The 23,086-nt window shown below is 71.3% G+C and carries 25 protein-coding genes and 1 pseudogene; 9 read left to right on the top strand and 17 right to left on the bottom strand.

The window, feature by feature from the left end:
* Positions 1-68: 68 nt before the first annotated feature.
* From OG556_RS37410 to OG556_RS37395, 4 genes are all read right to left on the bottom strand, one after another.
* Complete coding sequence (locus OG556_RS37410; protein ID WP_331744504.1) at positions 69-287, bottom strand: hypothetical protein; 219 nt, start codon at positions 285-287, stop codon at positions 69-71.
* Positions 288-354: 67 nt separating this feature from the next.
* A complete protein-coding gene (locus tag OG556_RS37405) occupies positions 355-1,773 on the bottom strand; it encodes an NUDIX domain-containing protein (protein WP_331744501.1) in 1,419 nt (472 codons plus the stop codon).
* A 314-nt stretch (positions 1,774-2,087) separates the two neighbouring features.
* Entirely contained in the window at positions 2,088-2,330 is a 243-nt protein-coding gene (locus tag OG556_RS37400) for an acyl carrier protein (protein WP_331744498.1), read from the bottom strand.
* Positions 2,331-2,429: 99 nt separating this feature from the next.
* Positions 2,430-3,266, bottom strand: coding sequence for a beta-ketoacyl-ACP synthase 3 (locus OG556_RS37395; protein ID WP_331745459.1), 837 nt, complete (start codon positions 3,264-3,266; stop codon positions 2,430-2,432).
* A 70-nt stretch (positions 3,267-3,336) separates the two neighbouring features.
* Between OG556_RS37395 and OG556_RS37390 the strand changes: the two genes are divergently transcribed.
* Positions 3,337-3,885 carry a hypothetical protein gene (locus OG556_RS37390; protein ID WP_331744495.1) on the top strand — a complete coding sequence of 183 codons (549 nt, stop codon included), beginning with the start codon at positions 3,337-3,339 and terminating at the stop codon, positions 3,883-3,885.
* 75 nt (positions 3,886-3,960) lie between these two features.
* Here OG556_RS37390 and OG556_RS37385 read toward each other — a convergent pair whose 3' ends face one another.
* On the bottom strand, positions 3,961-4,701 hold the full coding sequence (locus OG556_RS37385) for a hypothetical protein (RefSeq protein ID WP_331744492.1): 741 nt from the start codon (positions 4,699-4,701) through the stop codon (positions 3,961-3,963).
* 333 nt (positions 4,702-5,034) lie between these two features.
* Here OG556_RS37385 and OG556_RS37380 point away from each other — a divergent pair, with 333 nt between their 5' ends.
* Positions 5,035-5,340, top strand: a complete 306-nt coding sequence (locus tag OG556_RS37380; protein ID WP_331744490.1) for a hypothetical protein — start codon at positions 5,035-5,037, stop codon at positions 5,338-5,340.
* Between the two features lie 37 nt (positions 5,341-5,377).
* Here OG556_RS37380 and OG556_RS37375 read toward each other — a convergent pair whose 3' ends face one another.
* The gene (locus OG556_RS37375) at positions 5,378-5,818 is read right to left on the bottom strand and encodes a hypothetical protein (RefSeq protein WP_331744487.1); all 441 of its coding nucleotides are present in this window, start codon (positions 5,816-5,818) and stop codon (positions 5,378-5,380) included.
* Between the two features lie 127 nt (positions 5,819-5,945).
* Positions 5,946-6,533: a helix-turn-helix domain-containing protein gene (locus tag OG556_RS37370; RefSeq protein WP_331744484.1), complete on the bottom strand. Its 588-nt coding sequence runs from the start codon at positions 6,531-6,533 to the stop codon at positions 5,946-5,948.
* 79 nt (positions 6,534-6,612) lie between these two features.
* Between OG556_RS37370 and OG556_RS37365 the strand changes: the two genes are divergently transcribed.
* Together OG556_RS37365 and OG556_RS37360 are read left to right on the top strand one after the other, a co-directional pair.
* Positions 6,613-7,506 carry an NADP-dependent oxidoreductase gene (locus tag OG556_RS37365; RefSeq protein WP_331745457.1) on the top strand — a complete coding sequence of 298 codons (894 nt, stop codon included), beginning with the start codon at positions 6,613-6,615 and terminating at the stop codon, positions 7,504-7,506.
* Positions 7,507-7,929: 423 nt separating this feature from the next.
* A complete protein-coding gene (locus OG556_RS37360) occupies positions 7,930-8,172 on the top strand; it encodes a hypothetical protein (protein WP_371523112.1) in 243 nt (80 codons plus the stop codon).
* On the opposite strand, the gene OG556_RS37355 is transcribed toward OG556_RS37360, so the two are convergent.
* The gene (locus OG556_RS37355; RefSeq protein WP_331744481.1) at positions 8,169-8,735 is read right to left on the bottom strand and encodes a hypothetical protein; all 567 of its coding nucleotides are present in this window, start codon (positions 8,733-8,735) and stop codon (positions 8,169-8,171) included. The genes OG556_RS37360 and OG556_RS37355 overlap by 4 nt on opposite strands.
* Positions 8,736-8,938: 203 nt before the next feature.
* On the opposite strand from OG556_RS37355, the gene OG556_RS37350 reads away from it, so the two are divergent.
* Together OG556_RS37350 and OG556_RS37345 are read left to right on the top strand one after the other, a co-directional pair.
* Positions 8,939-10,129, top strand: coding sequence for a helix-turn-helix domain-containing protein (locus OG556_RS37350; RefSeq protein ID WP_371523111.1), 1,191 nt, complete (start codon positions 8,939-8,941; stop codon positions 10,127-10,129).
* Positions 10,126-10,701 (top strand): HD domain-containing protein, encoded by a 576-nt coding sequence (locus OG556_RS37345; protein WP_331744475.1) that lies wholly within the window; start codon positions 10,126-10,128, stop codon positions 10,699-10,701. Before OG556_RS37350 ends, OG556_RS37345 begins: the two co-directional genes overlap by 4 nt.
* 16 nt (positions 10,702-10,717) lie before the next feature.
* Here the strand turns inward: OG556_RS37345 and OG556_RS37340 are convergent, their stop codons facing one another.
* Positions 10,718-10,930, bottom strand: coding sequence for a hypothetical protein (locus OG556_RS37340; RefSeq protein ID WP_331744472.1), 213 nt, complete (start codon positions 10,928-10,930; stop codon positions 10,718-10,720).
* On the opposite strand from OG556_RS37340, the pseudogene OG556_RS37335 reads away from it, so the two are divergent.
* A pseudogene (locus OG556_RS37335) lies at positions 10,860-11,177 on the top strand (TetR family transcriptional regulator C-terminal domain-containing protein); the annotation flags it as partial. The gene OG556_RS37340 and the pseudogene OG556_RS37335 overlap by 71 nt on opposite strands.
* On the opposite strand, the gene OG556_RS37330 reads toward OG556_RS37335, so the two are convergent.
* The 3 genes from OG556_RS37330 to OG556_RS37320 all read right to left on the bottom strand — a co-directional run bounded on the left by OG556_RS37330 (position 11,167) and on the right by OG556_RS37320 (position 13,855).
* Positions 11,167-11,547: a CBS domain-containing protein gene (locus tag OG556_RS37330; protein WP_331744469.1), complete on the bottom strand. Its 381-nt coding sequence runs from the start codon at positions 11,545-11,547 to the stop codon at positions 11,167-11,169. The pseudogene OG556_RS37335 and the gene OG556_RS37330 overlap by 11 nt on opposite strands.
* Positions 11,548-11,722: 175 nt before the next feature.
* The gene (locus OG556_RS37325; protein ID WP_331744466.1) at positions 11,723-13,276 is read right to left on the bottom strand and encodes a DEAD/DEAH box helicase; all 1,554 of its coding nucleotides are present in this window, start codon (positions 13,274-13,276) and stop codon (positions 11,723-11,725) included.
* A gap of 375 nt (positions 13,277-13,651) precedes the next feature.
* The gene (locus OG556_RS37320; protein ID WP_030918248.1) at positions 13,652-13,855 is read right to left on the bottom strand and encodes a cold-shock protein; all 204 of its coding nucleotides are present in this window, start codon (positions 13,853-13,855) and stop codon (positions 13,652-13,654) included.
* Between the two features lie 447 nt (positions 13,856-14,302).
* Here OG556_RS37320 and OG556_RS37315 point away from each other — a divergent pair, with 447 nt between their 5' ends.
* A complete protein-coding gene (locus tag OG556_RS37315) occupies positions 14,303-16,357 on the top strand; it encodes a transglycosylase domain-containing protein (RefSeq protein ID WP_331744463.1) in 2,055 nt (684 codons plus the stop codon).
* Positions 16,358-16,456: 99 nt separating this feature from the next.
* Here OG556_RS37315 and OG556_RS37310 read toward each other — a convergent pair whose 3' ends face one another.
* From OG556_RS37310 to OG556_RS37295, 4 genes are all read right to left on the bottom strand, one after another.
* On the bottom strand, positions 16,457-17,272 hold the full coding sequence (locus OG556_RS37310) for an ABC transporter permease (RefSeq protein ID WP_331744460.1): 816 nt from the start codon (positions 17,270-17,272) through the stop codon (positions 16,457-16,459).
* 13 nt (positions 17,273-17,285) lie between these two features.
* Positions 17,286-18,140 (bottom strand): ABC transporter permease, encoded by an 855-nt coding sequence (locus OG556_RS37305; RefSeq protein ID WP_331745434.1) that lies wholly within the window; start codon positions 18,138-18,140, stop codon positions 17,286-17,288.
* A 62-nt stretch (positions 18,141-18,202) separates the two neighbouring features.
* A complete protein-coding gene (locus OG556_RS37300) occupies positions 18,203-19,447 on the bottom strand; it encodes an ABC transporter substrate-binding protein (RefSeq protein ID WP_331744457.1) in 1,245 nt (414 codons plus the stop codon).
* Positions 19,448-19,478: 31 nt separating this feature from the next.
* Positions 19,479-20,642: an ABC transporter ATP-binding protein gene (locus OG556_RS37295; protein ID WP_371523110.1), complete on the bottom strand. Its 1,164-nt coding sequence runs from the start codon at positions 20,640-20,642 to the stop codon at positions 19,479-19,481.
* A gap of 280 nt (positions 20,643-20,922) precedes the next feature.
* On the opposite strand from OG556_RS37295, the gene OG556_RS37290 reads away from it, so the two are divergent.
* Entirely contained in the window at positions 20,923-21,585 is a 663-nt protein-coding gene (locus OG556_RS37290; protein ID WP_331744451.1) for a GDSL-type esterase/lipase family protein, read from the top strand.
* Between the two features lie 58 nt (positions 21,586-21,643).
* Here OG556_RS37290 and OG556_RS37285 read toward each other — a convergent pair whose 3' ends face one another.
* Positions 21,644-23,083 (bottom strand): carboxylesterase family protein, encoded by a 1,440-nt coding sequence (locus tag OG556_RS37285; RefSeq protein ID WP_331744448.1) that lies wholly within the window; start codon positions 23,081-23,083, stop codon positions 21,644-21,646.
* Between the last annotated feature and the right edge of the window lie 3 nt (positions 23,084-23,086).

Genomic DNA, 23,086 nt, shown 5'->3' with positions numbered 1-23,086 from the left:
GGGTCCTGGCCCCGGACGGCGGTCCACCCGTGGTGACGGTTCGTCGGGAACGTCGGCTGCCGAGCCGGTCACCCGGGTGGTCGCCGGGGCAGCTCGAGGCGGACGAGGTGCTGGTCGGTGCCGCCGTCGGGCCGGTGCACGGTGCGGTAGGCGTACGGGACGGTGCTGGCGGGGAAGGTGACGATGCCTTCCTCCACGACGGGCCGCTGGTCGGCGATGGCCCGCAGCCGGGCGTCGGTGTCGGCCGGCAGCTGCGGCTCGGGCGGGCGGCGGTGGCGGCCGGCCATCCTCAGGCCGTCGGTCGCGACGGGGCCGGGCGGTCCGACCGGCCGGCTTCGCTGCGCCAGGGCCGGTTCACGAGGTCCTCCTCGCGGGCTGGTCCGCCCCGTCGGCCCCATCGGCCCCATCGGCCCCGTCGATCCCCTCGGCCAGCAGCGGCAGGTAGTGCTGGAGGTACGGCGGGACCTTGAGGTCGAGCACCTCGGCCAGGGGGACCATGCGGACGGCCAGGCCCTCGTCGCCGAGCCGGAGGTCCGTTTCCGGGCCGTCCCAGGCAGCGTGCAGGACGCGGGTGAGCGGGGAGACCAGTTCGTGGTGCGGGCCGGGCAGGATCCGCAGCCCCGTGATCTCGATGCCGGCTTCCTCGCGGACCTCGCGCGCCGCGTTCTCCTGCGGGGTCTCGTCGCCCTCGCGCCAGCCGCCGACGGGGGTCCAGTAGCCCGGCCAGGCGATGCCCGGCTCGTCGTCGCGGTGGTGCATCAGCAGGCGGCCGTGCCGGTCGGTGACGAGGACCATGATTCCTTCGAACTCGCCCTCCGGGGAGGGGCGTTCCAGGTACAGCGGGGTGCCGCAGCGGTGGGCGCGCAGTACCTGGAGGAGCCGCTGGTAGCGGTCCGGTGTCATCAGCGCGTCCCAGTCGTGGGCAGTCTCGAAGCGCCACTCGGTGTGCTCGGCCGGGTCGAGCCGGATGCGGGCCTGCTGCTCCCGGGTCAGGACGCCGCCGTCGAAGACGTATCCGCACACCGGCACCGGGTACTCCGTACCGGCCTGCTCGTGGACGACCGCGACCAGGCGCCGCCGGGCGATCACCTCGGGGTTCTCCGCGGCGAGGTCGAGGCCCAGTTCCTCCTGGGCCTCGCGCAGTGCCGTGTCGAACGGGGTCTCGCCGTGCTCGACGTTGCCGCCGGGGAGGTTCCACACGGCCGGGTTGATGGTCGAGCGCATCCCGAGGACGCGGCCGTCCGGGTCGGTGACCAGGAAGCACCCGTAGACCGTGGGCCGCGCGATGGTGGTGAGGTAGCCGCCGACCGGCCGCCAGCCCGGGATCGCCAGGTGGCGGGTGAGCCACCTGATCACCTCGCGCTCTCCGTCGCCGGTCTGCGGCAGTTGGTCGGGGTGGGCCCACTGCTGGTCGTCGTGCTCGGCCGACAGCGTGACCGGGGTGCCGTCCGGCACGACGGCGGTGAACACGAACTGCCGTACCCGCCGGCCGTTGCGGTCGGTGAGGTCCAGGCTCCGTGCGTACTCCAGCGGCAGCCCGGCGAGCCCGGTCCGCTCGGCCAGTTCCCGGGCCGCGCCCGCCTCGATCCCCTCGATCCCCTCGCCGCCCTCCCGGCCGCCGCCCGGGTACTCCCACCGGCCGGGAAGGGCGCCGTGCGAGGCCCGGCGGAGCAGCAGGATCCGGCCGGAGGCGTCGCGGACCACCACGCCGACGCCGATCCGCTCGATGCCCTCGTGGGCGGCCAGTGCGGTCAGCACCTCGAAATCGATCACTGTGCGGACTCCTCGTTCACTCGGGCCGACGGGGCTGTTGAGCGGGGGCGACGGGACGCTTCTCCTGCCCGCCCGTCCGGGCCGAACCAGCCTCAGTGCGGCTGAGTCGGGGTGGCCGTGTGGCCGGCAGGGGACAGATGATGGCGCTGTTCGAACGCGGGGTTCAAGCAGGTCACCTCCGGGCGCGTCCGGGTCGAACGGGGAGTTTTCGAGCACCGCGCCGCCGCGGCGGGTACGCCCTCCGGCCGGTCGCGAACGGCCGTCGGCAGGGCGTCCTGCGGTTCCACTGATCACTGGTTGGGGGAGGACCGGGCTCAGGCCCCGGCCACGATCTCGGCGCAGCGGGCGACGGTGGTCCCGGCCGCGTTCAGCTGCTCCTCGTCCACGGGCGCCCCCGTCTCCTGCTCCAACCTCTCGGCCAGTTCGGTGATCTGGAGGGAGTCCAGGCTCAGGTCCTCGAAGAGGCGGTCCTCGGGTCCGATCTCGTCGTCGGGGCGCTCGGCGAGGAGCGCGATGATGTGCCGAACCCGGGCCAGCATCGCGAAGTCGGTGGTCATCTCGTACTGCTCCTGTCTCTGGTTGAACGGTTCGTAGGTTCGTAGGTTCGCGGGTTCGCGGGTTCGCGGGTTCGCGGTCCGAGGCGGATCGCGTCCGGCTCACGGGCACAGCACGACCTGCGCCGCGTAGGCGAGGCCGGCGCCGAAGCCGAGGAGCAGGACCGGGTCGCCGCCGACGATCCCGCCGCTCTCCCGCAGGGCGTGCAGGGCGAGGGGGACGGAGGCCGCGCAGGTGTTGCCGGCGTGGACGATGTCGGCGGCGGTGACCAACTCCGGTGCTTCCAGGCTCTGGGCGAGCGCGTCGATGATGCGGAGGTTGGCCTGGTGGGGCACGAACGCCTTCAGGTCCCGGGGTTCGAGCCGGGCCTGCTCGCAGGCGGCCTCGATGACGGGTGCCAAGGCGGTGGAGGCCCAACGGAAGACTTTGCGCCCGGCCATCTCCATCCGGCCGGTGGCGGCGGGAATGGCGATCAGCCCGGCCAGGGCGCCGTCGCTGCCCCAGGCGACCGGGAAGATGGCCGGTTCGTCCGAAGGCAGGACCAGGGCCGCGGCCGCGCCGTCGGCGAAGATCGGTCCGGTGTCGCGGTCCTCGGGTGCCACCCAGTCGGTCATCCGCTCGGCCCCGACGACCAGGACACCGCCGGCGGTCCCGGCCCTGACCATGGCATCGGCCACGGCCAGACCGTGGTTGAAACCGGAGCAGGCGGCGTTCAGGTCGAAGCCCGCCGCCCGGCAGCCCAGGCCGGCCACCACCTGTGCGGCGCCGTTGGGCATCGGTGAGGGCATCGAGCACGTGGCCAGGACCACGACGTCCACGGCCGCGGTGCTCACCGCGGCGTCCGCCAGCGCCGCACGCCCCGCCTCGACGGCCATGGACACCACGCTGTCGGTCCCGGTGGCGTAGCGGCGTTCCCGCACCCCCACCCGCCGGGCGATCCACTGCGCCTGGCTGGTAGTGGACGGTACCGACCGTCAAACAGGCCTCGCCCACAGGGGGCACATCTCCATGACCGCCGTCCGTAGAGCCGTGATCGCCACGGCACTCCTCGCCACCACCGCCCTCGCCCTCCCTGTCGCCATCAGCGCGCATGCCGCGGAGTCGGCTGTGATCTGCAGCCGGGGCAGCGACGTCACGGGCTTCTCTCCCGGGCTGGACCCCGTCACCCGAAAGGATCAGGTCGTTACCCATCTCGATACGGGCAGCCTCTGCTCCGGGGCCACTGTTCCCGGACTCACCTCGTTCGTGGGAGCCTTCTCCGGCGCCTCCAGCAACATCTACTGCGGTGGCCCCACCGGTTCGGACTCCCTCGGGTCGGGCGTCGAGATCCTGGCTTGGAACGACGGGTCGACCTCGACCTGGAAGTTCGACGGGCCTTCCCTCGATCATTCCCCGAGCGGGACGTACGTCGATTTCCACGGCCGGATCACTGCCGGCCGCTACCAGGGCCTGAAGCCCTCCGGTCGCCTGCCGAGGCAGGACGCGCCGCCCGGAGGCTGCGAAACGGTGCCTCTGGAAAGCGTCAGAGGCACCGGTGAATGGGAGTTCACGCCCTGACTTCGTTCTCCCGGATCGAGAGGGCCGAACCCACCGGAAACCCGCTCCCCCTCCGCCCCTGGGGCGGGGAGGTGGTCACATGTTGGCGCTGATCTCGCCGCCGGTGCTGAGCACCATGTACACGCCGTTGGCGACGGCTCCGGCGTCCTGCTGGTTCGCCTCCAGCGTGCCGTTCACCGCGCCGTCGTTGCCGAGGATCTGTGCGCGGTAGTGGAGTTCGCCGATCTTCGTGACCTTGGCCGTCCAGCCGCCCGCGAGCTTGAACGTGCCCGGGCCCTGGTGTCCGCCGCCCATCCAGGAGTGGGCCGTGCCGTCCATCGAGAGCACGATGAACATGTCGTTGAAGTCGACCCCGGCGTCGGAGTTGTGCGTCTCCAGCGTGCCGTACTCCGTACCGTTGTTGACGATCTTGGCGACGTAGTTCTGGTTGCCGGTCGCGCGGATCTCGGCCGTGCTGCCGTCCACCAGCTTCTGGGTGCGGACCGGGGACGTCCCCTTGGGCGGGGCGGCCGGCGGCGTGGTGGTGTGGCGCGCGGTGGGCGTGGCGGCCGGTGCGGCGGTGCCGGGCGCGGGGGGCGCGGCCGGCGTGCCGGCCGGCGCGGCGGCGTCGGGCGTGGTGGAAGTGCTGGGCGCAGCGGCCGGCGGGGTGGTGCCCTGCGCGCTGGGCGGGGTGGGCGTGGCGGCCGGAGCGGCGGTCTGGTTCGCGGGGGACGGGCTGGAACAAGCTGTCGCGGTGGACACCAGCAGGGCGGCCGCCAGGGCGGAGCCGGCCAGCGTGCGCACGGCGGACGAGCGACGGTTCGTTAAGGTCGACATGCGGTGCTCCTGGGCGAAGTACGGGTGAGGGACAGCTCGTTGCCGGTGGCCTCTCCTGCGGGGACCAGGAGCAACGTGGCTGCGTACAGGAACGAAGTTAGTGCGAGCAGTCGACGAAACAGACCCTGCTATGTCACCGGACTGCTACGCCCTCCCCGCACCCTCACCTGCACTGCGGGCCCTCACCTGCACTGCAGTTCGGCGCGCCACCGAATCACCGAACCGAAGCAGAGGGGTCCGGTTTCGGCCAGTTGTGCTGTTCATGTATACGCGCATTCACATCTTCGGAATGCTGGCCGCACATACTGTCGGATCTATGGCAAGGAGAAGGTCATGCGTCGAATCGCAGCCATCGGCACCGGAGCGGCACTGCTCATGGGAGCGGGGCTGATCGCCGCGCCGTCAGCCTCGGCGATCTCCTACTGCGTCACCAACCAGGGCCAGAACTGGGGCTCTGTCAACTGCCAGACCAGCGCCCCGAAGAACCACTGGCAACTCGTCCTGATCTGTGAAAGCGACAGCGTCAAGGGCATCCGGCAGACGATCAACGGCCGCTGGCACACCGGCGACGGCTCCGACATCCTGTACTGTTCCACGGGCTACAGCGCCGCCCTCACCAACGTCAACAGCGACAACTGACCGATGGGGGTGCGGGCCTGAGCGGCTTCCCGGGCGGTCAGCGATCGCGGGCCGGCGCGTCGCGCAGTCCCTCCTCGAAGGCCGAGTACGGGTACTGGTCGGTGCCGAATCCGGGCATTTCGAGCTTCTTGAGCTGCCCGCCGACGACGTGGGACACCAGCGGCACGGGCAGGGCGTCCGGCCAGAGGCCGGTCCGCTTGCCCTCGGAGAGGACCCGGCGGAACGCGCCGGTGGATCCCCGCAGGCTGCGGCCGTTCGCCTTCAGCTCCTCTGCGGCGCACTCGCCGTCGCCTTCGACGACCTGAAGCAGGATCTGCTGCGCCCGGGGCGGCAGGCGGTCGTAGTACGAGCGGGCCCGCTCCGGTGTCCAGCGGTCGTCGGGCAGCGCGGTCACGACGGCGTCCGGCATGGTGGCGAAGGCGAGCAGCTTCTCCAGCGCCTCGGGGGTCGGATTCTCCACGGTGATCGTGATCCTCATGGTGCAACACCCTTGCAGCCTCGGATCCTGAACACAAATAACCGTAGTAGATGTGTTGCAGACACGAAGGTCCCTTCGAATTGTCGAAGGGACCTTCAGTGCGGTTGTGGGGCCGCTCCGCGACGCTTCACGCGCGTCGAGCAGAGCCGGTGACCTCCCAAGCCGCCTCGATCATCCGGAAGATCTCGTCCACCGCGGCCTCCGGATCGGCCGCCTCGCGGGCCAGCGTGTAGGCGTCGATCGCGAACCTCGCGATCGCCCGGCAGGCCGTCGTGGTCTGCGGCAGGCCGAGGTCGGTGGCGATGGCCGTTGCCAGCGAGTCCGCGTGGCGCAGCCTCATCGACTCCTCGTACTCCCGCAGGGCGGGTGATTCCTCGATCATGCGCCAGATCGGGGCGGCGTCGTCCGCCGTGCAATGGAGCACCAGGGCGTGGACCTCGCGGCGCAGCGCGGGGATGAGCGGCTCGTGCGGCGTCCGGGCGGTGGCCGCCCGGGTGAGGCGCTGCTCGAAGTCGTCGTCCCGTTCGAACACCAGGGCCTCTTTCGAGGCGAAGTGGGAGAAGAGCGTGGTGACGGCCACGTCGGCCTCGGCGGCCACGTCCCGGATCCCCACCGCGTCGTACCCGCGCTCCAGGAAGAGCCGCAGGGCGGTGTCGGCGATCTTCTGGCGGGTCGCGGCCTTCTTGCGTTCGCGGCGTCCGGGCGGCACGGTCATGCGATCACGCTAGCAGATACATAGCTGGAACTGTTCCAAAACACTAACCGTTAGTGTTATCGTCGGCCGCATGAAGAACATGAAGAAGGTGAGCTTCGCCGAGTTCGGCGGACCGGACGTTCTGCAGCTCGTCGACGCCGAGCGGCCCCACCCGGGCCCCGGTCAGATCCGCATCGCCGTACGGGCGGCGGGCGTCAACCCCGTCGACTGGAGGATCCGCGAAGGCCAGATCCTCCAGGCCCATCCGATCGAGTTGCCCTCCGGCGTCGGGCAGGACGCCTCGGGGGTGGTGGACGAGGTCGGCGAGGGCGTCGAAGGGGTCGAGGCCGGCGACCACGTGTTCGGCGAGGGCTCGAGCACCTACGCCGAGTTCGCCGTGCTGTCGGCCTGGGCCCGAATGCCCGAAGGGCTGACGTTCGAAGAGGCGGCCGGCTACCCCTCCGTGGTGGAGACCGCGCTGCGGATCATCCGTCAGGTCGGCGTGCGGCCCGGGCAGACGCTGCTGGCCAGCGGCGCGTCCGGGGGAGTCGGCTCGGCGGTGCTGCAGATCGCCCGCGACCGCGGCATCACGGTGATCGGCACGGCCGGGGCCGCGAACCAGGACTACCTGCGCAGCCTGGGCGCCGTCGCCACGACGTACGGCGAGGGCTGGGTCGAGCGGGTGCGGCAGCTCGGCCGGGTCGACGCGGCGCTCGACCTGGCCGGTTCAGGTGTGATCCGCGAACTCGTCGAGCTGACGGGGGATCCGCAGAAGGTGATCTCCATCGCCGATCTCGGGGCGCCGCAGTTCGGCGTCCGGTTCTCCGGCGTGGCCGGGAGCATGCCGGAAGCGCTCGCCGAGGCCGTCGACCTCATCGCGCGGGGCAGGCTCCACATCCCGGTCGAGAAGTCGTACACGCTCGCCGAGGCCGCGGCGGCACACATCGACAGCCACGCCGGCCACACCCGCGGCCGCCGGGTCGTGCTCGTCTGAGCCGCCTTGTTCCCGGCCTGTGGGCAGCCGTCCGCGCGGTGCCGGACCGGGTCGCCCCGGATCGCACAGCTCACAGTTGCGCCTCCGCATCGGGAACTCGTGCAGCGCCCCTGCTGGCAACGCAGTTGACACAGGAACGCGACGACCGCCCGGCGGCGATTTGAAGGAGAGTGCCCACGGGCGGGGCCTGTCGGCCGCGTTCGCCGCCTTGTAGTCGTCCAGCGGGTTCCAGGTGACGAGGTCCCGCTGCAACTCGGATTCCGAGGGGCCGGTTACGACCTCTCGGTGCTCACGCTTGGGGGCGTGTCGCGCCATCGCTCTGTCCTCCTTCGCCGAGGGCGGCTGTGGGGCGGGTCGGCCCTCGGAACTCCCGCGACACCTGGGGCTTGCGCGCTTCGGCGTCGCGATCGCTACTCTGCGTCTATGTCCGCCGAGCCGTTCATCAACGACGACGACGATCATGATGCGTGCTGGATCTGCCCCAGCCTCCGGCTCCCCGCTGGGGCGTTCGATGTGCTCGAACGCCCCAGTAGGGATTACCCGTTCAACCCGGACGACGGCTTCCGGTACAGCCGGGAGGGAATCCCGGCCTGTGTGCACGGAGACCGCATCGGGCTGCTTCCCGGCCGGTACGCGAGTGCCGGCCAGGAGCTACCCGAGGGCTAGAAGGTGATGGCGTGCTCTCGCCCGCTGCGACCGAAGCCGATGGAGTTGTACTTCTCGGCGAGGATGGCCAGGCGGCGGTCCACCTCGGCCTTGTCGAGCCAGTAGCGGGTGGGCGGCTCGGTGCCCCACGCGGCCAGGTACGCCGCGTGGGTGTACTCGCCGCCGGTGTAGTCGGTGTGTTCCTGGTCGGTCTGGTGGATCAGCGTGAAGCCGGTCCGCTCGGCGATGCGGCCGAGCAGCTGCGGCTGCGCGATCATCGCGTGCGTCATCTCGTCCACGGGGACGGGCAAGGCCAGCTCGGCGTCGGTCTCGCTGCCGGTCAGCTCGTAGGCCGCCGCCTTGAGCGCGATGGCGCGCAGGCCCTCGGCGAACAGTGGAACCTTGTCGGTGTCGAGGTTCCACTGGCTGATGGTCGGGAACCCGGTGAAGCACTGCCAGTCACTGGAGTACTCCAGGGTCGCCGCCTCGAACGCCGAGAACTCGGGGTCCGCGGTGATGGCGGCCAGGATCTCGCGGGCGCGCTCGCCGACCTTGTCGGCCGCAGGCATGGTGCTGGTGGACATGCTGGTCCTCCTGCTGGGTGGTTGAGGCTGCCGCACGGGGATCTGCGGCAGGGCATCACGGCTGTTCGCAGGAGGCGGAGTTGGCACTAGGCTTCCGCTGCCACCCCGCGATGCCGTAGTCATGAAGTTACGTTCGGTGAATCCAGGGTGCGACGGACTGCCAGTACGAGTTACCCGGACGATCGAGGCCAAGGGGGCCCGGAATGGCTGCTCGGACACCACCGAGGCGCACCGAGACGCTGACTGGCAGTCAGTCCGCGCTCGTTCGGGTTCCCGAAGGGGTGATCTCCGGCTTCCTGCTCAAGGTCATCCGGGAGCAGATCCCGAGGACTCAGGACGAGTTGGCCGTGGACCTGGGCATCGACAAGAGCACTGTCCAGGGCTGGGAGTCCGGCCGTCGGCCACTCTCCTCCACCAGGGCCGGGAACCTGGTGGTGCTGCGCCGGAAACTGATCCTGCTCGGCGCGCCGACCGGGCTGGTGGACCTGATCAGCCTCGCGATGGACGCAGACTTCGTCCTCGGCGAGATACTGCGGTCCCGGCCCACGAGGGCCGAGGTTTTGAGGCATCCGCTGGCCGGGTGGGTGCTTACCCGGGACACCACGCACATGATCGGCTGGGCCATCAGCGGGGTTCTGCCCGGCGCGGTGGCCGCCGAGTTGAGCATCCCTGCCGCACGACGCGGGCCGGTCTCCACTGCGCCGCTCCTTGGGCAGGACGTGCGTTCGTGCTTCTTCGACAACCTCCGGCACACCGCCGACGTGGTGGAGGCCGGGGGTGAGGAGACCGCCCTTCTCCGGAGACAGGTCTGCTACCTGTCCTCCTACGACCGGGCGCGCGATGTGGCCGAGTGGTTCAGCGGGATGCGGCGCCGAGGCCGGATTCCCTCGGCCGGTTCGGGGTGGTCACCCCGCTGGGCCGAAGCGCGGTCGGTCGCGGCAGCACTGGCGCGACAAGGGGACCCCGAACTGCTCCGGGACTTCATCGCCCGCTCGATCACCGACAACGATGACTTCGAAGCCGCGAACCTGAACTACTGGGCTCACTGGCTCGGGCTCGACTCACGTCCCCAGACCAGTGATGACTTCATGGCCGAGCAGGACTGCCCGGCGTGGGACGCCTCCACGCTGCTGCGACAGCTCGCCATCCGGCTGGATCGCGCGGGCGAGTACACCGACCTGTACGTCCATTCGATCTGGGCACTCATGCTCACCCGACGCGGCCTGGCCGATGCGGACCCCCGGACAGCCCGCGAGCTGGCCGCACGAGTGCGCACGCTGCTTGACGGTGACGGCCTTTCGCGGCAGTCCCGTCGAGAGCTGGAGTCTGTGCACTACGGTCTGCGGGTAGGTGGGTCCAGCAACTACCGATCCGACAGCGAAGGACAGCTATGACGGACGACAAGCAGGCGAAGGGCACCGCGAGTTACCTGTTCGAGGCGGGCATGCTCAAGCGGGCGAAGCGCCAGGGCTGGTGGATCGCTGGAGTCAAAGACCCCGAGTCGGTCGCGGAGCACTCGTTCCGCACGGGCGTAGTCGGCGCGGTGCTCGCGATGATGGAGGGTGCCGACCCGGCCAAGGTCGCCCTGCTGTGTCTCTTCCACGACACCCAGGAGACCCGGGTCAGCGATATCCCGCACGTCAGCCGGCGCTACCTCACCGCCGTCTCGAACGAGCGAGTGACCGCTGACCAGGTCAGCGCCGCTCACCCGGCCGTCGTTGCCGGGGTCCAGGCCATCGTGGAGGAGTACGAGAACGCCGAGAGCTTGGAAGTCACCGTCGCCCATGACGCGGACAAGCTGGAGTGCCTGATCCAGGCCGTGGAGTACCGCGAGCAGGGGTACCAGAACGTCCAGCCGTGGATTGACAGCAGTCTCGGCAGCCTCAAGACCGAGTCGGCTCGCACCCTTGCGGAGGCCGCACTGACCATGACGTCCTTGGAGTGGCAGAGGATCCACCTCGGGTGACGCTGCAGACGTCCGTCTACTCGTAGCGGTGGCGGGAGATGGAGTAGCCGTTCTCCCTGATCTCCTCCATCTCCGACGCGAAGTCGTGGTCATCAAGGGCGAAGTCCAGGCGACGGTCGTGGCCGGCCCCGGCCCCGGCGACGCTCCAGCGGCTGGCGGAGATCCTGGGCCTGGCCCGCTTCATCGCCGAGGGGCTGCCGGCGATCTCGCACCGGGGCTGCCCGTTCATCAACTCCATCGCCGAACTGCCCGACCGCTCCGACCCGACACGGCAGGTCATCGAGGAGCACAAGGCCGGCCAGCTGCGCAGGCTGGTCGCCATGTGCGCCGAGGCCCGGCTGCCCGACCCGGCGCAGACCGCGGCCGAGATCACCTTCGTGCTCGAAGGGGCGCAGGTCTGCGCGCAGAACGGGAGCGTCGACCAGGCGGGGGAGCGCCTGATGAGGATCGTCGAGGGGATCGTGTCTAGAAGCTGAGCAGGCCGATGACGCGGCCGTCGTGGTCCACCACCGGCCACGCGTCCAGGCTGCGGGAGCGCATGGCGGCGGCCGCCGTGGTGGCGGGCATGTCGGCGGTGGCGAACGGGGCGCGGTCGAGGACGATGTCGCGCACCGGGGTGCGCTCGGTGTACCAGGACCGGGCCTGGAACGGCGCGAGGTGCAGGCGGGTCAGCAGCCCGGCGCAGCGGCCGTCGTCGTCGCGGACGAGCAGGTGGTCGCTGCCGGAGCTCTTCAGGATGTCCATCGCGGTGTCGACCATGACGTCGTCGCTGATCTGCAGTTCCGGGCGGCTCATGAGGTCGCCGACCGTGGCGGTGCTTGCGGGGTGTCCGGGGGCGATGGTCATGGGCGGGCTCCTTCGTGTCGCTTCCGCCGGGGTCGGCGGTGATCGGGGCACTGGCGGAGGGGCGGCTGACTGCGTACATCGGAGCGGACCGGGGTGCCGCGGAGGCCTGGGGGGCCCGGGGGCCCGGGGGGTTGCGCGGGCCCGGCCCGCACCGTGAGCCGGGCCCGCCGACGTGCTACGCGGCGAGGGTGGCGCGCCTGGGCGCCCGGCGACGGCCCGAGGAGCCCTGGTTGTCGCGGCCGGCGGCCGCGCGGGTGTCGCCGCCGGTGGGGGCGGGGCGTCCGCGGCGGCCGCGGTTCGTGGCCGCGCTGCGGCGCGGACGCTCGACGACGGGGTCGGCGATGACGACGGGCACGCCGGTGGGGACGCGGGCGCCGGTGATGCGGGTCAGGTCCTCGTCGCCGGCGAGGACCCTGGTGGTGACGGGGGTGATGCCGGCGGTGGTCATCAGCCGGGCCATCTGGCGGCGCTGGCTGGGCAGGACGAGGGTGACGACGGTGCCGGACTCGCCGGCCCGGGCGGTGCGGCCGCCCCGGTGGAGGTAGTCCTTGTGGTCGACCGGCGGGTCGAGGTTGACGACCAGGTCGAGGCCGTCGACGTGGATGCCCCGGGCGGCGACGTTGGTGGCGATCAGCGCGGTGACGTGGCCGGTGCGGAACTGCTCCAGGGTGCGGTTGCGCTGGGGCTGGGACTTGCCGCCGTGCAGGGCTGCGGCCTTGACCCCGTTGGCGAGCAGGTCCTCGACCAGCGCGTCGGCGCGGTCCCGGGTGTCGGTGAACATGATCACCCCGCCGTCGCGGGAGGCGATGTGGGCGATCGTGGCGTTCTTGTCGTGGTTCTGCACGTGCAGCACGTGGTGTTCCATGGTGCTGACCGCTGCCGCGGACGGGTCCACCGAGTGGGTGACCGGGTCCTTGAGGAAGTGCCGCACCAGGCGGTCGACGTTGCGGTCCAGGGTCGCGGAGAACAGCATGGTCTGGCCGCCTTCGGCGACCTGTTCGAGGAGCTCGGTGACCTGGGGCAGGAAGCCCATGTCGGCCATCTGGTCGGCCTCGTCCAGGACGGTGACGCCGACCCCGTCCAGCTGGCAGTCGCCGCGCTGGATCAGGTCCTTGAGTCGGCCGGGGGTGGCCACCACGACCTCGGCGCCCCGGTTCAGCACCTGGGCCTGGCGGCCGATCGACATCCCGCCGACCACGGTCGCCATCCGCAGCCGCACGGAGTGGGCGTAGGGGGTGAGCGCCTCGGTGACCTGCTGTGCGAGCTCACGGGTGGGGACCAGCACCAGGGCCAGCGGGCGGCGGGGTTCGGCCCGCTGCCCCGCGGTGCGGGCCAGGACGGCGAGGCCGAAGGCGATGGTCTTGCCGGAGCCGGTACGGCCCCGGCCGAGCACGTCGCGGCCGGCCAGCGAGTTGGGCAGCGTCGCGGCCTGGATGGGGAACGGCGAGGTGACGCCCTGGCGGGTCAGCGTCTTCAACAGGGCCGCGGGCATGTCGAGTTCGGCGAAGGACTCGACGGCCGGCAGGGCGGGAGTGGTGCTCACCGGCATCGCGAACTCGCCCTGCGGGGAGGAGTCCTGGCGGGGGCCCCGGCCGGAGGGGCGCCGGCCGCCGGCCGGACGGGAGCCGTAGAAGGAACCGCCGCCGGAGCGGGAGCCCGAGGCGGCGCGAGAGCCGGCGCCGGAGCGGGAGTTGGCGTTCTGGTACGAGGAGCGACTGGAGCGGTTCACGTGGAAACCTTCCTCAGGGCGGCGCGTCACGAGGAAGGTCCCGTGGCGCGGGGCGCCGACGGAGACCGCAAGGGAACGGGCCGGAAGTGTGACGGGCGGAGCGTGGACGGTAGAACCGTGCGGCACGTCGCCTACGGTCGGCGCTCACCCCGGAGGGGCGGGAGCGAACGGCCTCGAACCGTGAGTTGTCACGGCAGGGCACCGATCCGGACGCGGCGCTGTGAGTCTCGCGTGGGGGGGGATGGCCGCCGGTGGCGGAGCCAGGGGCCGAAACGGCCGGGAATGCGTCCGTGACGCAATGCCGAGGGGCCCGCACCGGGCATCGTGTACGCGGTGCGGGCCCCTCGCTGCTAGGCGGGTGCCGTGGCAGAAAAACTACAGCGGGCGAATGTTCTCGGCCTGCGGGCCCTTCTGGCCCTGCGTGACGTCGAACTCGACCTTCTGGCCCTCGAGCAGCTCACGGAAGCCGTTGGCGTTGATGTTCGAGTAGTGGGCGAAGACGTCCGGGCCGCCACCCTCCTGCTCGATGAAGCCGAAGCCCTTTTCCGCGTTGAACCACTTCACGGTGCCATTAGCCATAAAAATAATCTCCTTCAAAGGCTGTCCGAAGCCCGCACCATGCAGGCCTCGAGTCGCCGCGATGAGCACCCACCCGGGGAAGAGCCGGGAAACAAAAATGCGCCTGCAAAACATCAGCAGGCGCACACAAAGTCCATGGGAACCACTACTGCAACTCGTACGACTCTAGCAGGCTCGGGCCCGCCATGGGCGAATATGGCACCCCGGGTTTCACGGGAGCCTCCCCCGGGGCTGTCGGATTTCAGAAAAGACCGCCCTTGTGCTCTCCGGCGCCAACGGCAGGAAGTGTCAATTCTGCCGCCGCGGACGACCTCGGACGACGGACGCGGACGAGGGGTCCGGACCCGTGCGCGGCGGGCCTGCCACAAGGCTGTCGCAGGGTTGTGACACGGCGGGGCCCGTCTCCCAAGGAGTTCCTCATGACGCGCACGTAACGTCGCGCACGACATGGCGGAGAAGCGGGAGGCGATGGAGATGCGGAAACTGGGGCACGGAACGCGGCTGATCGGGGTGAGCGTGATAGCCGGGATCGTGGCGGCGGGCATAGCCCTGCCCGCGGTGGCGGCCGCCGGGCTCGGCGCCCAGTCGGCGGCCGACGACTTCCAGAACCTGCCCGACGACTTCAAGACCCCGCCGCTCTCACAGGCCTCGACGATCCTCGACGCGCAGGGCGGCACGATCGCCACCGTGTACGACCGCGACCGCACCGTCGTCCCGGCGGACCAGATGTCCCCGCTGGTGAAGACCGCACTCGTCGACATCGAGGACAACCGGTTCTACGAGCACGGCGCGATCGACCTCAAGGGCGTGCTGCGCGCCCTGGACAAGAACGCCACCTCCGGCGGCACCGCGCAGGGCGCGTCCACCCTGACCCAGCAGTACGTGAAGAACGTCTTCGTCGACGAGGCGGGCGACGACCCGCAGAAGGTGGCCGAGGCGCAGCGCCAGACGATCGGCCGCAAGATCCAGGAACTGAAGTACGCGATCAAGGTCGAGGAGACCCTGAGCAAGGACCAGATCCTCACCAACTACCTGAACATCACCTTCTTCGGCGAGAAGGCCTACGGCATCGAGTCGGCGGCGCGGCGCTACTTCGGCGTGCACGCCAAGGACCTCACCCTGCCGCAGGCCGCGCTGCTCGCCGGACTGGTGCAGTCGCCCACCGGCTACGACCCGACGGTCAACCCGACCGCGGCGAAGGACCGGCGCGACACCGTGCTGCGCAAGATGGCCGAGTACGGGCACATCACCAAGGAACAGGCCCAGCAGGCCATCGCGACCCCGCTCGGGCTCAACGTCCAGGCGCCGCAGCAGGGTTGCATCCTGGCCAAGCAGGGCGAGGGCTTCTTCTGCGACTACGTGCGCCAGACGGTGCTCACCGATCCGGCCTTCGGCAAGTCGGCGGCCGAACGGCAGGCGGTGTGGAAGCGCGGCGGCATCCAGATCCACACCACGCTCGACCCCAAGGCCCAGGCCTCGCTCTACGCCTCCGTCACCGCGCACGTGAACGCCGGCGACCAGGCGGCGACCGCGATGAGCATCGTCGAGCCGGGCACCGGCAAGATCCTCGCGATGGGTCAGAGCCGCCCGTACGGCGTCGACGGCAAGCAGCACCAGACCCAGATCAACTACAACGTCGGCAAGGCCATGGGCGGCGGGCTCGGCTTCCCGACCGGCTCGACGTTCAAACCGATCGTCGCCGCGGCGGCCCTGGAGAACGGCATCTCGCCGAGCCAGAGCTACACCACCGACTACAGCATCCCGTGGCCGGCGATGACGGACTGCTCCGGTGGCCGGTTCCCCTCCGCCGGGCAGGTGCACAACGACAGCCAGAGCCTCACCGGCCAGTTCGACATGAAGACGGCCATGGCACAGTCGGTCAACACCTACTTCGCCAAGCTGGAGGGCGACGCCGGGCTGTGCAACGTCGCCCGGATGACCAACGAGCTCGGCATCACCCAGCAGGCGGGCGGCGAGAAGCTCCAGGTCGTCCCGTCGATGACGCTCGGCAGCAACGACCTGACCCCGCTGGAGATGGCCGGCGTCTACGCGGCCTTCGCCGCCCACGGCACCTACTGCGCACCGACCGCCATCGCCTCGGTGACCGGCCCCGACGGCAAGCAGCTCGCGGTGCCGCAGGCGAACTGCTCCGCCGTGATGTCGACCACGACCGCCGACACCGTCACCGCGATGCTCAAGGGCGTCGTCGAGGACGGCACCGGCCAGACCGCCGGCCTCAGCAGCCGCGACAGCGCCGGCAAGACCGGCACCACCGACGCGAGCCGCCAGGTCTGGTTCGTCGGCTACACCCCCGAGATGGCCGGCGCCACCGTCGTCAGCGACACCGACAACCCCAAGCCCCTGGACGGCCAGCGCATCGGCGGCACCGTCGTGGGCCAGGCCTTCGGCGGCACCCTGGCCGGCCCGATCTGGCGCGACGCCATGAACGGCGCCCTCGCCGACACGCCGGCGGGCACCTTCACCCCGGTGCAGCTGCCGTAGCTGCGCGGGACGAGCGGTGCACCGGGATCCGGGGTCGCGCCGACGGAACTCGGCGCGGCCCCGGAGCCCGGCGGCTGGGGGCTGGGGGGCCGGGGCCGCTCAGCGGCCGTGTCCCTCCAGCGGCTCGCCGGACAGGCGCTGCGCCAGGTAGACCGGCAGGACGGCCAGGACGATCAGCACCGAGGCCACGACATCCACCACCGGGCCCTGGTTGGGCCGGGCCAGGTTCTCGAAGATCCACAGCGGCAGCGTCCGGGTGCCGGGGCCCGCGGTGAAGGTGGTCACCACGATCTCGTCGAAGGAGAGCGCGAAGGCCAGCAGCGCCCCGGCGAGCAGCGCGCTGCGCACGGCCGGCAGCGTCACGTACCAGAAGGTCTGGAAGGTGTCCGCCCCGAGGTCCGCCGACGCCTCCTCGACCGACGGCGCGATGCGCCGCAGCCGCGCCGATACGTTGTTGAACACCACCACGATGCAGAAGGTGGCGTGCCCGACGACCACGGTGAACAGGCCGAAGCCCACCCCGAGCGGGGTCAGCACGGTGCGGAACGCGGCGTTGAGCGCGATGCCGGTGACGATGCCGGGCAGGGCGATCGGCAGGATCAGCAGGAAGGAGACCGACTGCCGGCCGAAGAACCGGTACCGGGTCGCGGCGAAGGCCGCCATCGTGCCCAGGACCAGCGCCACCCCGGTGGCTCCGAGCCCGGCCTTCAGCGACGTGGCCAGCGCCTCGCGCAGCCCGGTCTCCTGCCAGGCGGCCGTCCACCAGCGGGTGCTGAAGCCGGACGGCGGCCAGGCGAAGGAGCGCGAGGCGTTGAAGGAGTTCACCAGGACCAGCAGCAGCGGGGCGTAGACGACGGCGAACCCCAGGGCCGTCGCCGTCCGGAGCAGGATCCGGGCACCGCGGGAGAGTTGCATCAGGGCCTCGGCCTCACAGACTGTCCAGCGCGCCGGTGCGGCGCACGGCGAGCAGGTAGCCCACGATCAGCAGCACCGGGACGCAGGACACCGCGGCAGCCAGGGGCAGGTTCAGCGTCACGTTGGACGCGATGACGTTGCCGAGCATGGACGTGGTGCCGCCGACGATCTGCACCGTCAGGTAGTCGCCCAGGCTCAGCGAGAAGGTGAAGACCGACCCGGCGATGAGCGCCGGCCTGGCCAGCGGCAGCACCACCGTGCGCAGGGTCCGCCAGGGGCCGGCGCCGAGGTCCGCCGCGGCGGCGAGCAGGCTGTCGGGCAGCTGCCCGAACGCGGTGCACAGCGGCAGCACCATGTAGGGCAGCCACAGGTACGCGAGCACCATGACCACCGCCGGCACGCCGAAGCCGGGGGAGTGCCCGCCGAAGGGGGCGGTGACCCAGTCCAGGACACCGCCGTGGCTGAGCATCACCCACCAGGCGTAGGCCTTGACCAGGTAGCCGGCCCACAACGGCGTCAGCACCGCCACCAGCAGCAGGCGCCGGCTCCCGGGCCGGGCCACCCGGGCGATGAAGAAGGCCATCGGGAGGGCGACCACCGCGTCGATCACCGTCACCGACACCGCGATGCCCAGCGTGCGCACGGCGACCGTCCGGTACTGCGGATCGGTCAGCAGCGACCGGAAGTTGTCGAGCGTCCAGTGCTGTTCGACGGCGGAGGTGAACGCGTTGGTGGTCCAGAACGCGGACAGCAGCAGGACCGCCAGCGAGCCGAGGTACGCCAGCACCAGCCAGGTCATCGGCGCCGCCAGCAGCGCCGCGAGCCGCAGACCGGGGCGCCGGTCCAGCAGCCCGGCCAGCCGGCGCATCGGGGTGCGTGTCGGAGCGCGCGTGGGGGTGTGCGCCGGGGTGCGTGCCGCGGCGGGGGCGCTCACGAGCTCTTGATCCCGTTCCAGGCGGTGACCCACTGGGCGTACGCGGTGCAGTCGTCGCGGCCGCTGCCGTCGGCGCACTGCGCGGTGGGCGTGGTCCAGTAGTAGACGTCCTTCCACCAGTTCTCGTCGGTGGCGTGGTAGTCGGCGCAGAAGCCCGGCTTGTCGGTGATCTGCGCGCAGGCCTTGGAGTTGGCCGGGGCCTCGCCGAAGTACTCGGCGACCTGCGCGTTGGCCGACGGCGAGACGATGTAGTCCATCCACGCGTAGGCGCAGTTGGGGTGCTGGGCGTGCGCCGAGACCATCCAGGTGTCGGACCAGCCGGTGGAACCCTCGACGGGCAGGACCGCCTGCGTCTTCACCCTGCCGTCGGCGGCGACCGCCTGCTGGATCACCTCCCAGGTGGTGCCGATCAGGGCGTCGCCGGAGTCGAACGCCGCCTGCTCCTTGGTGTAGTCGTTCCAGTAGGAGCCGATCTGCTTCTTCTGGACCTTGAGCAGCGCCACCGCGGCGTCCAGTTGGGACGAGGTCAGGGCGTAGGGGTTCCTGATGCCGAGCTCGGGCTTGGTCCTCATCAGGTAGAGCGCGGCATCCGCGATGTAGATCGGACTGTCGTACGCGGTGAGATGCCCGGCATAGGGCGAGTCCGGGGTGAAGACCGCACCCCAGGAGGTCGGCGCGGGGGTGACCTTGTCGGTGTTGTACATCAGCAGGTTGGCGCCGCGCCCGTGCGGGATCCCGTACGGCACGTCCTTGACCGAGTTCCACGGGCGGTTCTTCAACCCGGGGTAGATGTCGGCGTAGTTGGGGACGAGCGCGGTGTTGACCGGGGCGACGTCGCCGCCCGCGATCAGGCGCAGCGTCGCGTCACCGGAGGCCGAGACGGTGTCGTACTGGCCGGTCTTCATCAGCGCGACCATCTCGTCCGAGGTGCCCGCCACCTTGAGGTTCACCTTGCAGCCGGTCTGCCGGGTGAACGGGGTGACCCAGTCGACGGCTTTGTTGTCCTGCCCGTACTCGACGTAGCCGGCCCAGGCGACGATGTTGACGGTGCCCTCGCCCGGGCCGAGGGACTTCTGCGCGGGGATGTCCGGTGCGGTGAACCCGCTGCCCGTGCCGCCGCTGCCACCGGAGTTCGACGCGCACGCCACGGGCAGCAGCAGGGCGGCCGCGGCCGCCAGGGCGCTCAGGGGGCGGCGGCGCAGGGTTCGGCGGTGTAGGGGGCGGGGGCGCGTGGTGCTCATGAACTCGATCGCTTTCGTCAAGGGTTGGGGGTCAGGAGTTGTCGAGGCGGACGGTGTGCTGTCGCCGCCAGGCCAGGAGGACGCTCGCCCCGCGGCGGCGGGAGACGTCGGCACCGGAGGCGTCGAGACCGGAGGCGTCGGTACTGGAGCCGTCGAGGCCGGAGCCGTCGAGGTTCTGTCGGACGGCCACCAGCCGGCCGCCCGCCGCCAGGTCGACCAGGAAGCGGGTCTGCGCGCCGGCGTAGACGACCTCGCCGATCGTCCCGGTGACGCCGTACTCGTCGGGCCCCGTCAGGTCGTCCGGCCGGGCGATGCGGATCTTCTCGGGGCGCACCGAATACGTCCCGGGCCGGCCGAAGACCTGCTCGGCGCAGGCGCCCCGGAGCAGGTTCGAGGTGCCGACGAAGCCCGCCACGAACGCGGTGGCCGGCCGCTCGTACACCTCGGCGGGAGTGCCGACCTGCTCGATCCGGCCGGCGTTGAGGACCGCGATCCGGTCGCTCATCGTGAGCGCCTCGTCCTGGTCGTGGGTGACGAGGACGAAGGTGATCCCGGCCTCGCGCTGGATCTGCTGGAGTTCGAGCTGCATCTCCAGCCGGAGCTTCAGGTCGAGGGCGCCGAGCGGCTCGTCGAGCAGCAGCACGGACGGGCGGTTGACCAGCGCCCGGGCCAGCGCGACCCGCTGGCGCTGCCCGCCGGAGAGTTCGGCCGGGCGCCGGTCACCGAAGGAGGGCAACCGCACGCTCGCCAGCGCCTCGGCCACCCGCGCGGCCCGCTCCGCCCGCGGCACCCGCTTGACCTTCAGCCCGTACTCGACGTTCTGCCACACCGACAGATGCGGAAAGAGGGCGTAATCCTGGAACACCGTGTTGACGTCGCGGTCGAACGCGGGCAAGCCGGTGACGTCGACCCCGCCCAGCAACACCCGGCCGGCGCTCGGCGCCTCGAAGCCCGCGATCATGCGCAGCACCGTCGTCTTGCCCGACCCGGACGGCCCGAGCATCGAGAAGAACTCGCCCGGCCTGACCTCCAGATCGATCCCGTCCACGGCGCTGACCACGCCGAACGCCTTGCTGACCCCGGACAACGCGACCGCACCGGGTGCGGGCGGACGGCCGGCCGAGCGGCCCGACGCACGCTCCGAAGGGTTGGGGGAGGGGGTGGCGGATGGACTGGGAACTGGGCTGGATGTCATCCGCACCTCGGTCTCGCGATTTCTGCTGTCGGATCCGCGGGACTGCTGAATCCTCTGAATCTTCGACTGAAGCAGAAAAGCCACCGGCCCGGGTGGTGGCGGCCCACCGGCCTCGGGGGCCGTCAGCGCGATGACGGTGACGTGGCGGTGGCATGGCGGTGGCGTGCCGGTGACTGTCAGCCCGATGACGGCGAGGTCCGGCACCTTCGAGAGGTCCGGCCTCGTCTCCCCGCACCTCCCCTCTATCGCCCGAATTCACGTTCACGTCCAAGGAGCGCACATGACGATCACCATCCGACCGGGAAGCACCGTGATGTTCACTGGCGACTCGATCACCGACTGCCAACGGCAGCAGAGTGAAGATGGTCTCGGGCACGGCTACCCGCTGCGCGTCGCGGGCGAGTGGGGACTCCGGTACCCGGACCGGCCCGTGACCTGGCTGAACACCGGGAACGCGGGCGACAAGGTGATGGACCTCGAAGCCCGCTGGCACACCGACGTACTCGACGCCCGCCCGGACGTGCTGTCGATCCTCGTCGGAGTCAACGACATGGGCTGGCACACGCTGGACCCGGCGGGGCGCGTGATCCCCGCGGACGAGTTCGAATCGGGCTACGACCGCCTGCTCGCGCCCCTCGCCGCGGCAGGCACGCAGCTGATCCTCATCGAGCCGTTCCTCCTGCCGATCCACGGCGTCATCGAGGCCGGCGCCGCCCTCATCGGAGAGCACCAACGGCAGCAGTGGCGCACCGACCTGGACCCCAAGATCCAGGCCGTGCGCAAGCTCGCCCGCACCTACGGCGCACACCTGCTCGCCGCCGACGGCATGTTCGCCGAACTCGCCACCACGGCCGGCCCGGAGCACTGGTCCGAGGACGGCGTCCACCCGACGCCCGCCGGCCACGCCGCCCTTGCGGCAGCCTGGCTACGCCTGGTCGCCTGACCGGGCCCGCGCCCACCCGCGCCTCGGCGACCATCCGCTACCCATCTGGTGAGGAAGCTCAGTCGTCGAAGACCTCCACCACGGGCCGTCCCAGGTCGTAGGCGCCCCAGCCCGGGTCCCCGGTGCCGGCGAACGAGACCCAGGCACCGTGGACCCGGGCCGCGAGCCCCGCCGGGGCGGGTTCGGGGCCGAGCAGCCCGGTCTCCCCGTGCAGCCACGGTTCGTCGGCGACGTCGAACACGAAGGGCAGTTCGACGGTGTGGGCGGCGCCGAGCCGCCCGCCCAGGGCCGTCGAGCGGTACCCGAACGAGTAGCGGTGCGTACGGCCGCCCGAGATCCGGGCGTGGGCCTGCGCCAGACGTTCCGTACCGGCCTCGAACAGGGCCTGCCCGAGCACGGCGGAGCGCAACTCGCCCGGTGTCATGCCCGGCCGGGCCGCGCGGTGCGCGGCGAGGGCGGCCTCCGGGTCCGCGTGCACCCGGGCGGCGACGGCGAGCACGTCGGCGTCCGTGGTGGACTCCAGACCGCCCTGTGGGACGACGTAGAGGTGCCCCTCCTCGGTGTTGGTGCCGATGAGCAGATCGACGTCGGCGGCCGGGCCGTCGGCGAGGGCGTCGGCGGGCTGCGCCGACAGGACCAGGCTGAACGGGCTGAGCCCGGCCAGCGGGTCCGAAGCTGTGCCGGTCCGCAGGTCCAGGCCGGCCAGCGCGGGCAGGACCGCCACGAAACGCTCGTCCGGGACCAGGGCGAACGCCTCCACGGTCGGCTCGACGCCCAGCGCGCCCGCCACCGCGGCGGTGACCCGCTGCGCCTGCTCCGGCGTGAACGCGCCGCAGCCGTTGCCGCTCTGGACGATCGCCCGCCGGAACAGACCGGCGGCCGCCGGAGCCGCGAGCAGCGCGCCGACGAGCGTGGCGCCCGCGGACTGGCCGAAGACCGTGACGTTCCCCGGGTCGCCACCGAAGGCCGCCACCGAGCCCCGCACCCACCTGAGCGCGGCGAGCACGTCGAGCAGCCCGCGGTTGGCCGGAGCACCCGCCAGCTCCAGGAACCCCGGCACGCCGAGGCGGTAGTTCACCGTCACGAGGACGACGCCGTCGCGGGCGAACGCGCCGCCGTCGTAGAGCGCCGCCCGGTTCGAGCCGGTGACGAACCCGCCGCCGTGCACGAAGACCATCACGGGGCGCCTGCCCCCGTCGGCGGCCGGCGTGTGGACGTCGACGGTCAGGTACTCCTCGCCGGGCACCCAGCCCGGCCCGAAGTAGGGGCTCATGTCGAGCCGGCCGAAGTCGCGGGCCGGCTGGGGAGCGGTCGGCGAGGGCCTGCTGCCGTCACGGACACCCGACCAGCCCGGGTGCGGCACGGGCGCGGCGAACCGGCCGGCACCGACCGGCGCCGCCGCGTACGGGAGGGCGCGGAAGCGCTCGCCGGACTCGTCACGGACGCCGCGCACTGCGCCCGCCGGGGTTTCGACGACCGGATCTGCCTGTCGGGGCACGGG

The organism is Kitasatospora sp. NBC_01300, assembly GCF_041435235.1.
GTDB lineage: Bacteria > Actinomycetota > Actinomycetes > Streptomycetales > Streptomycetaceae > Kitasatospora.
This window is presented reverse-complemented; position numbering and strand designations above follow the sequence as displayed.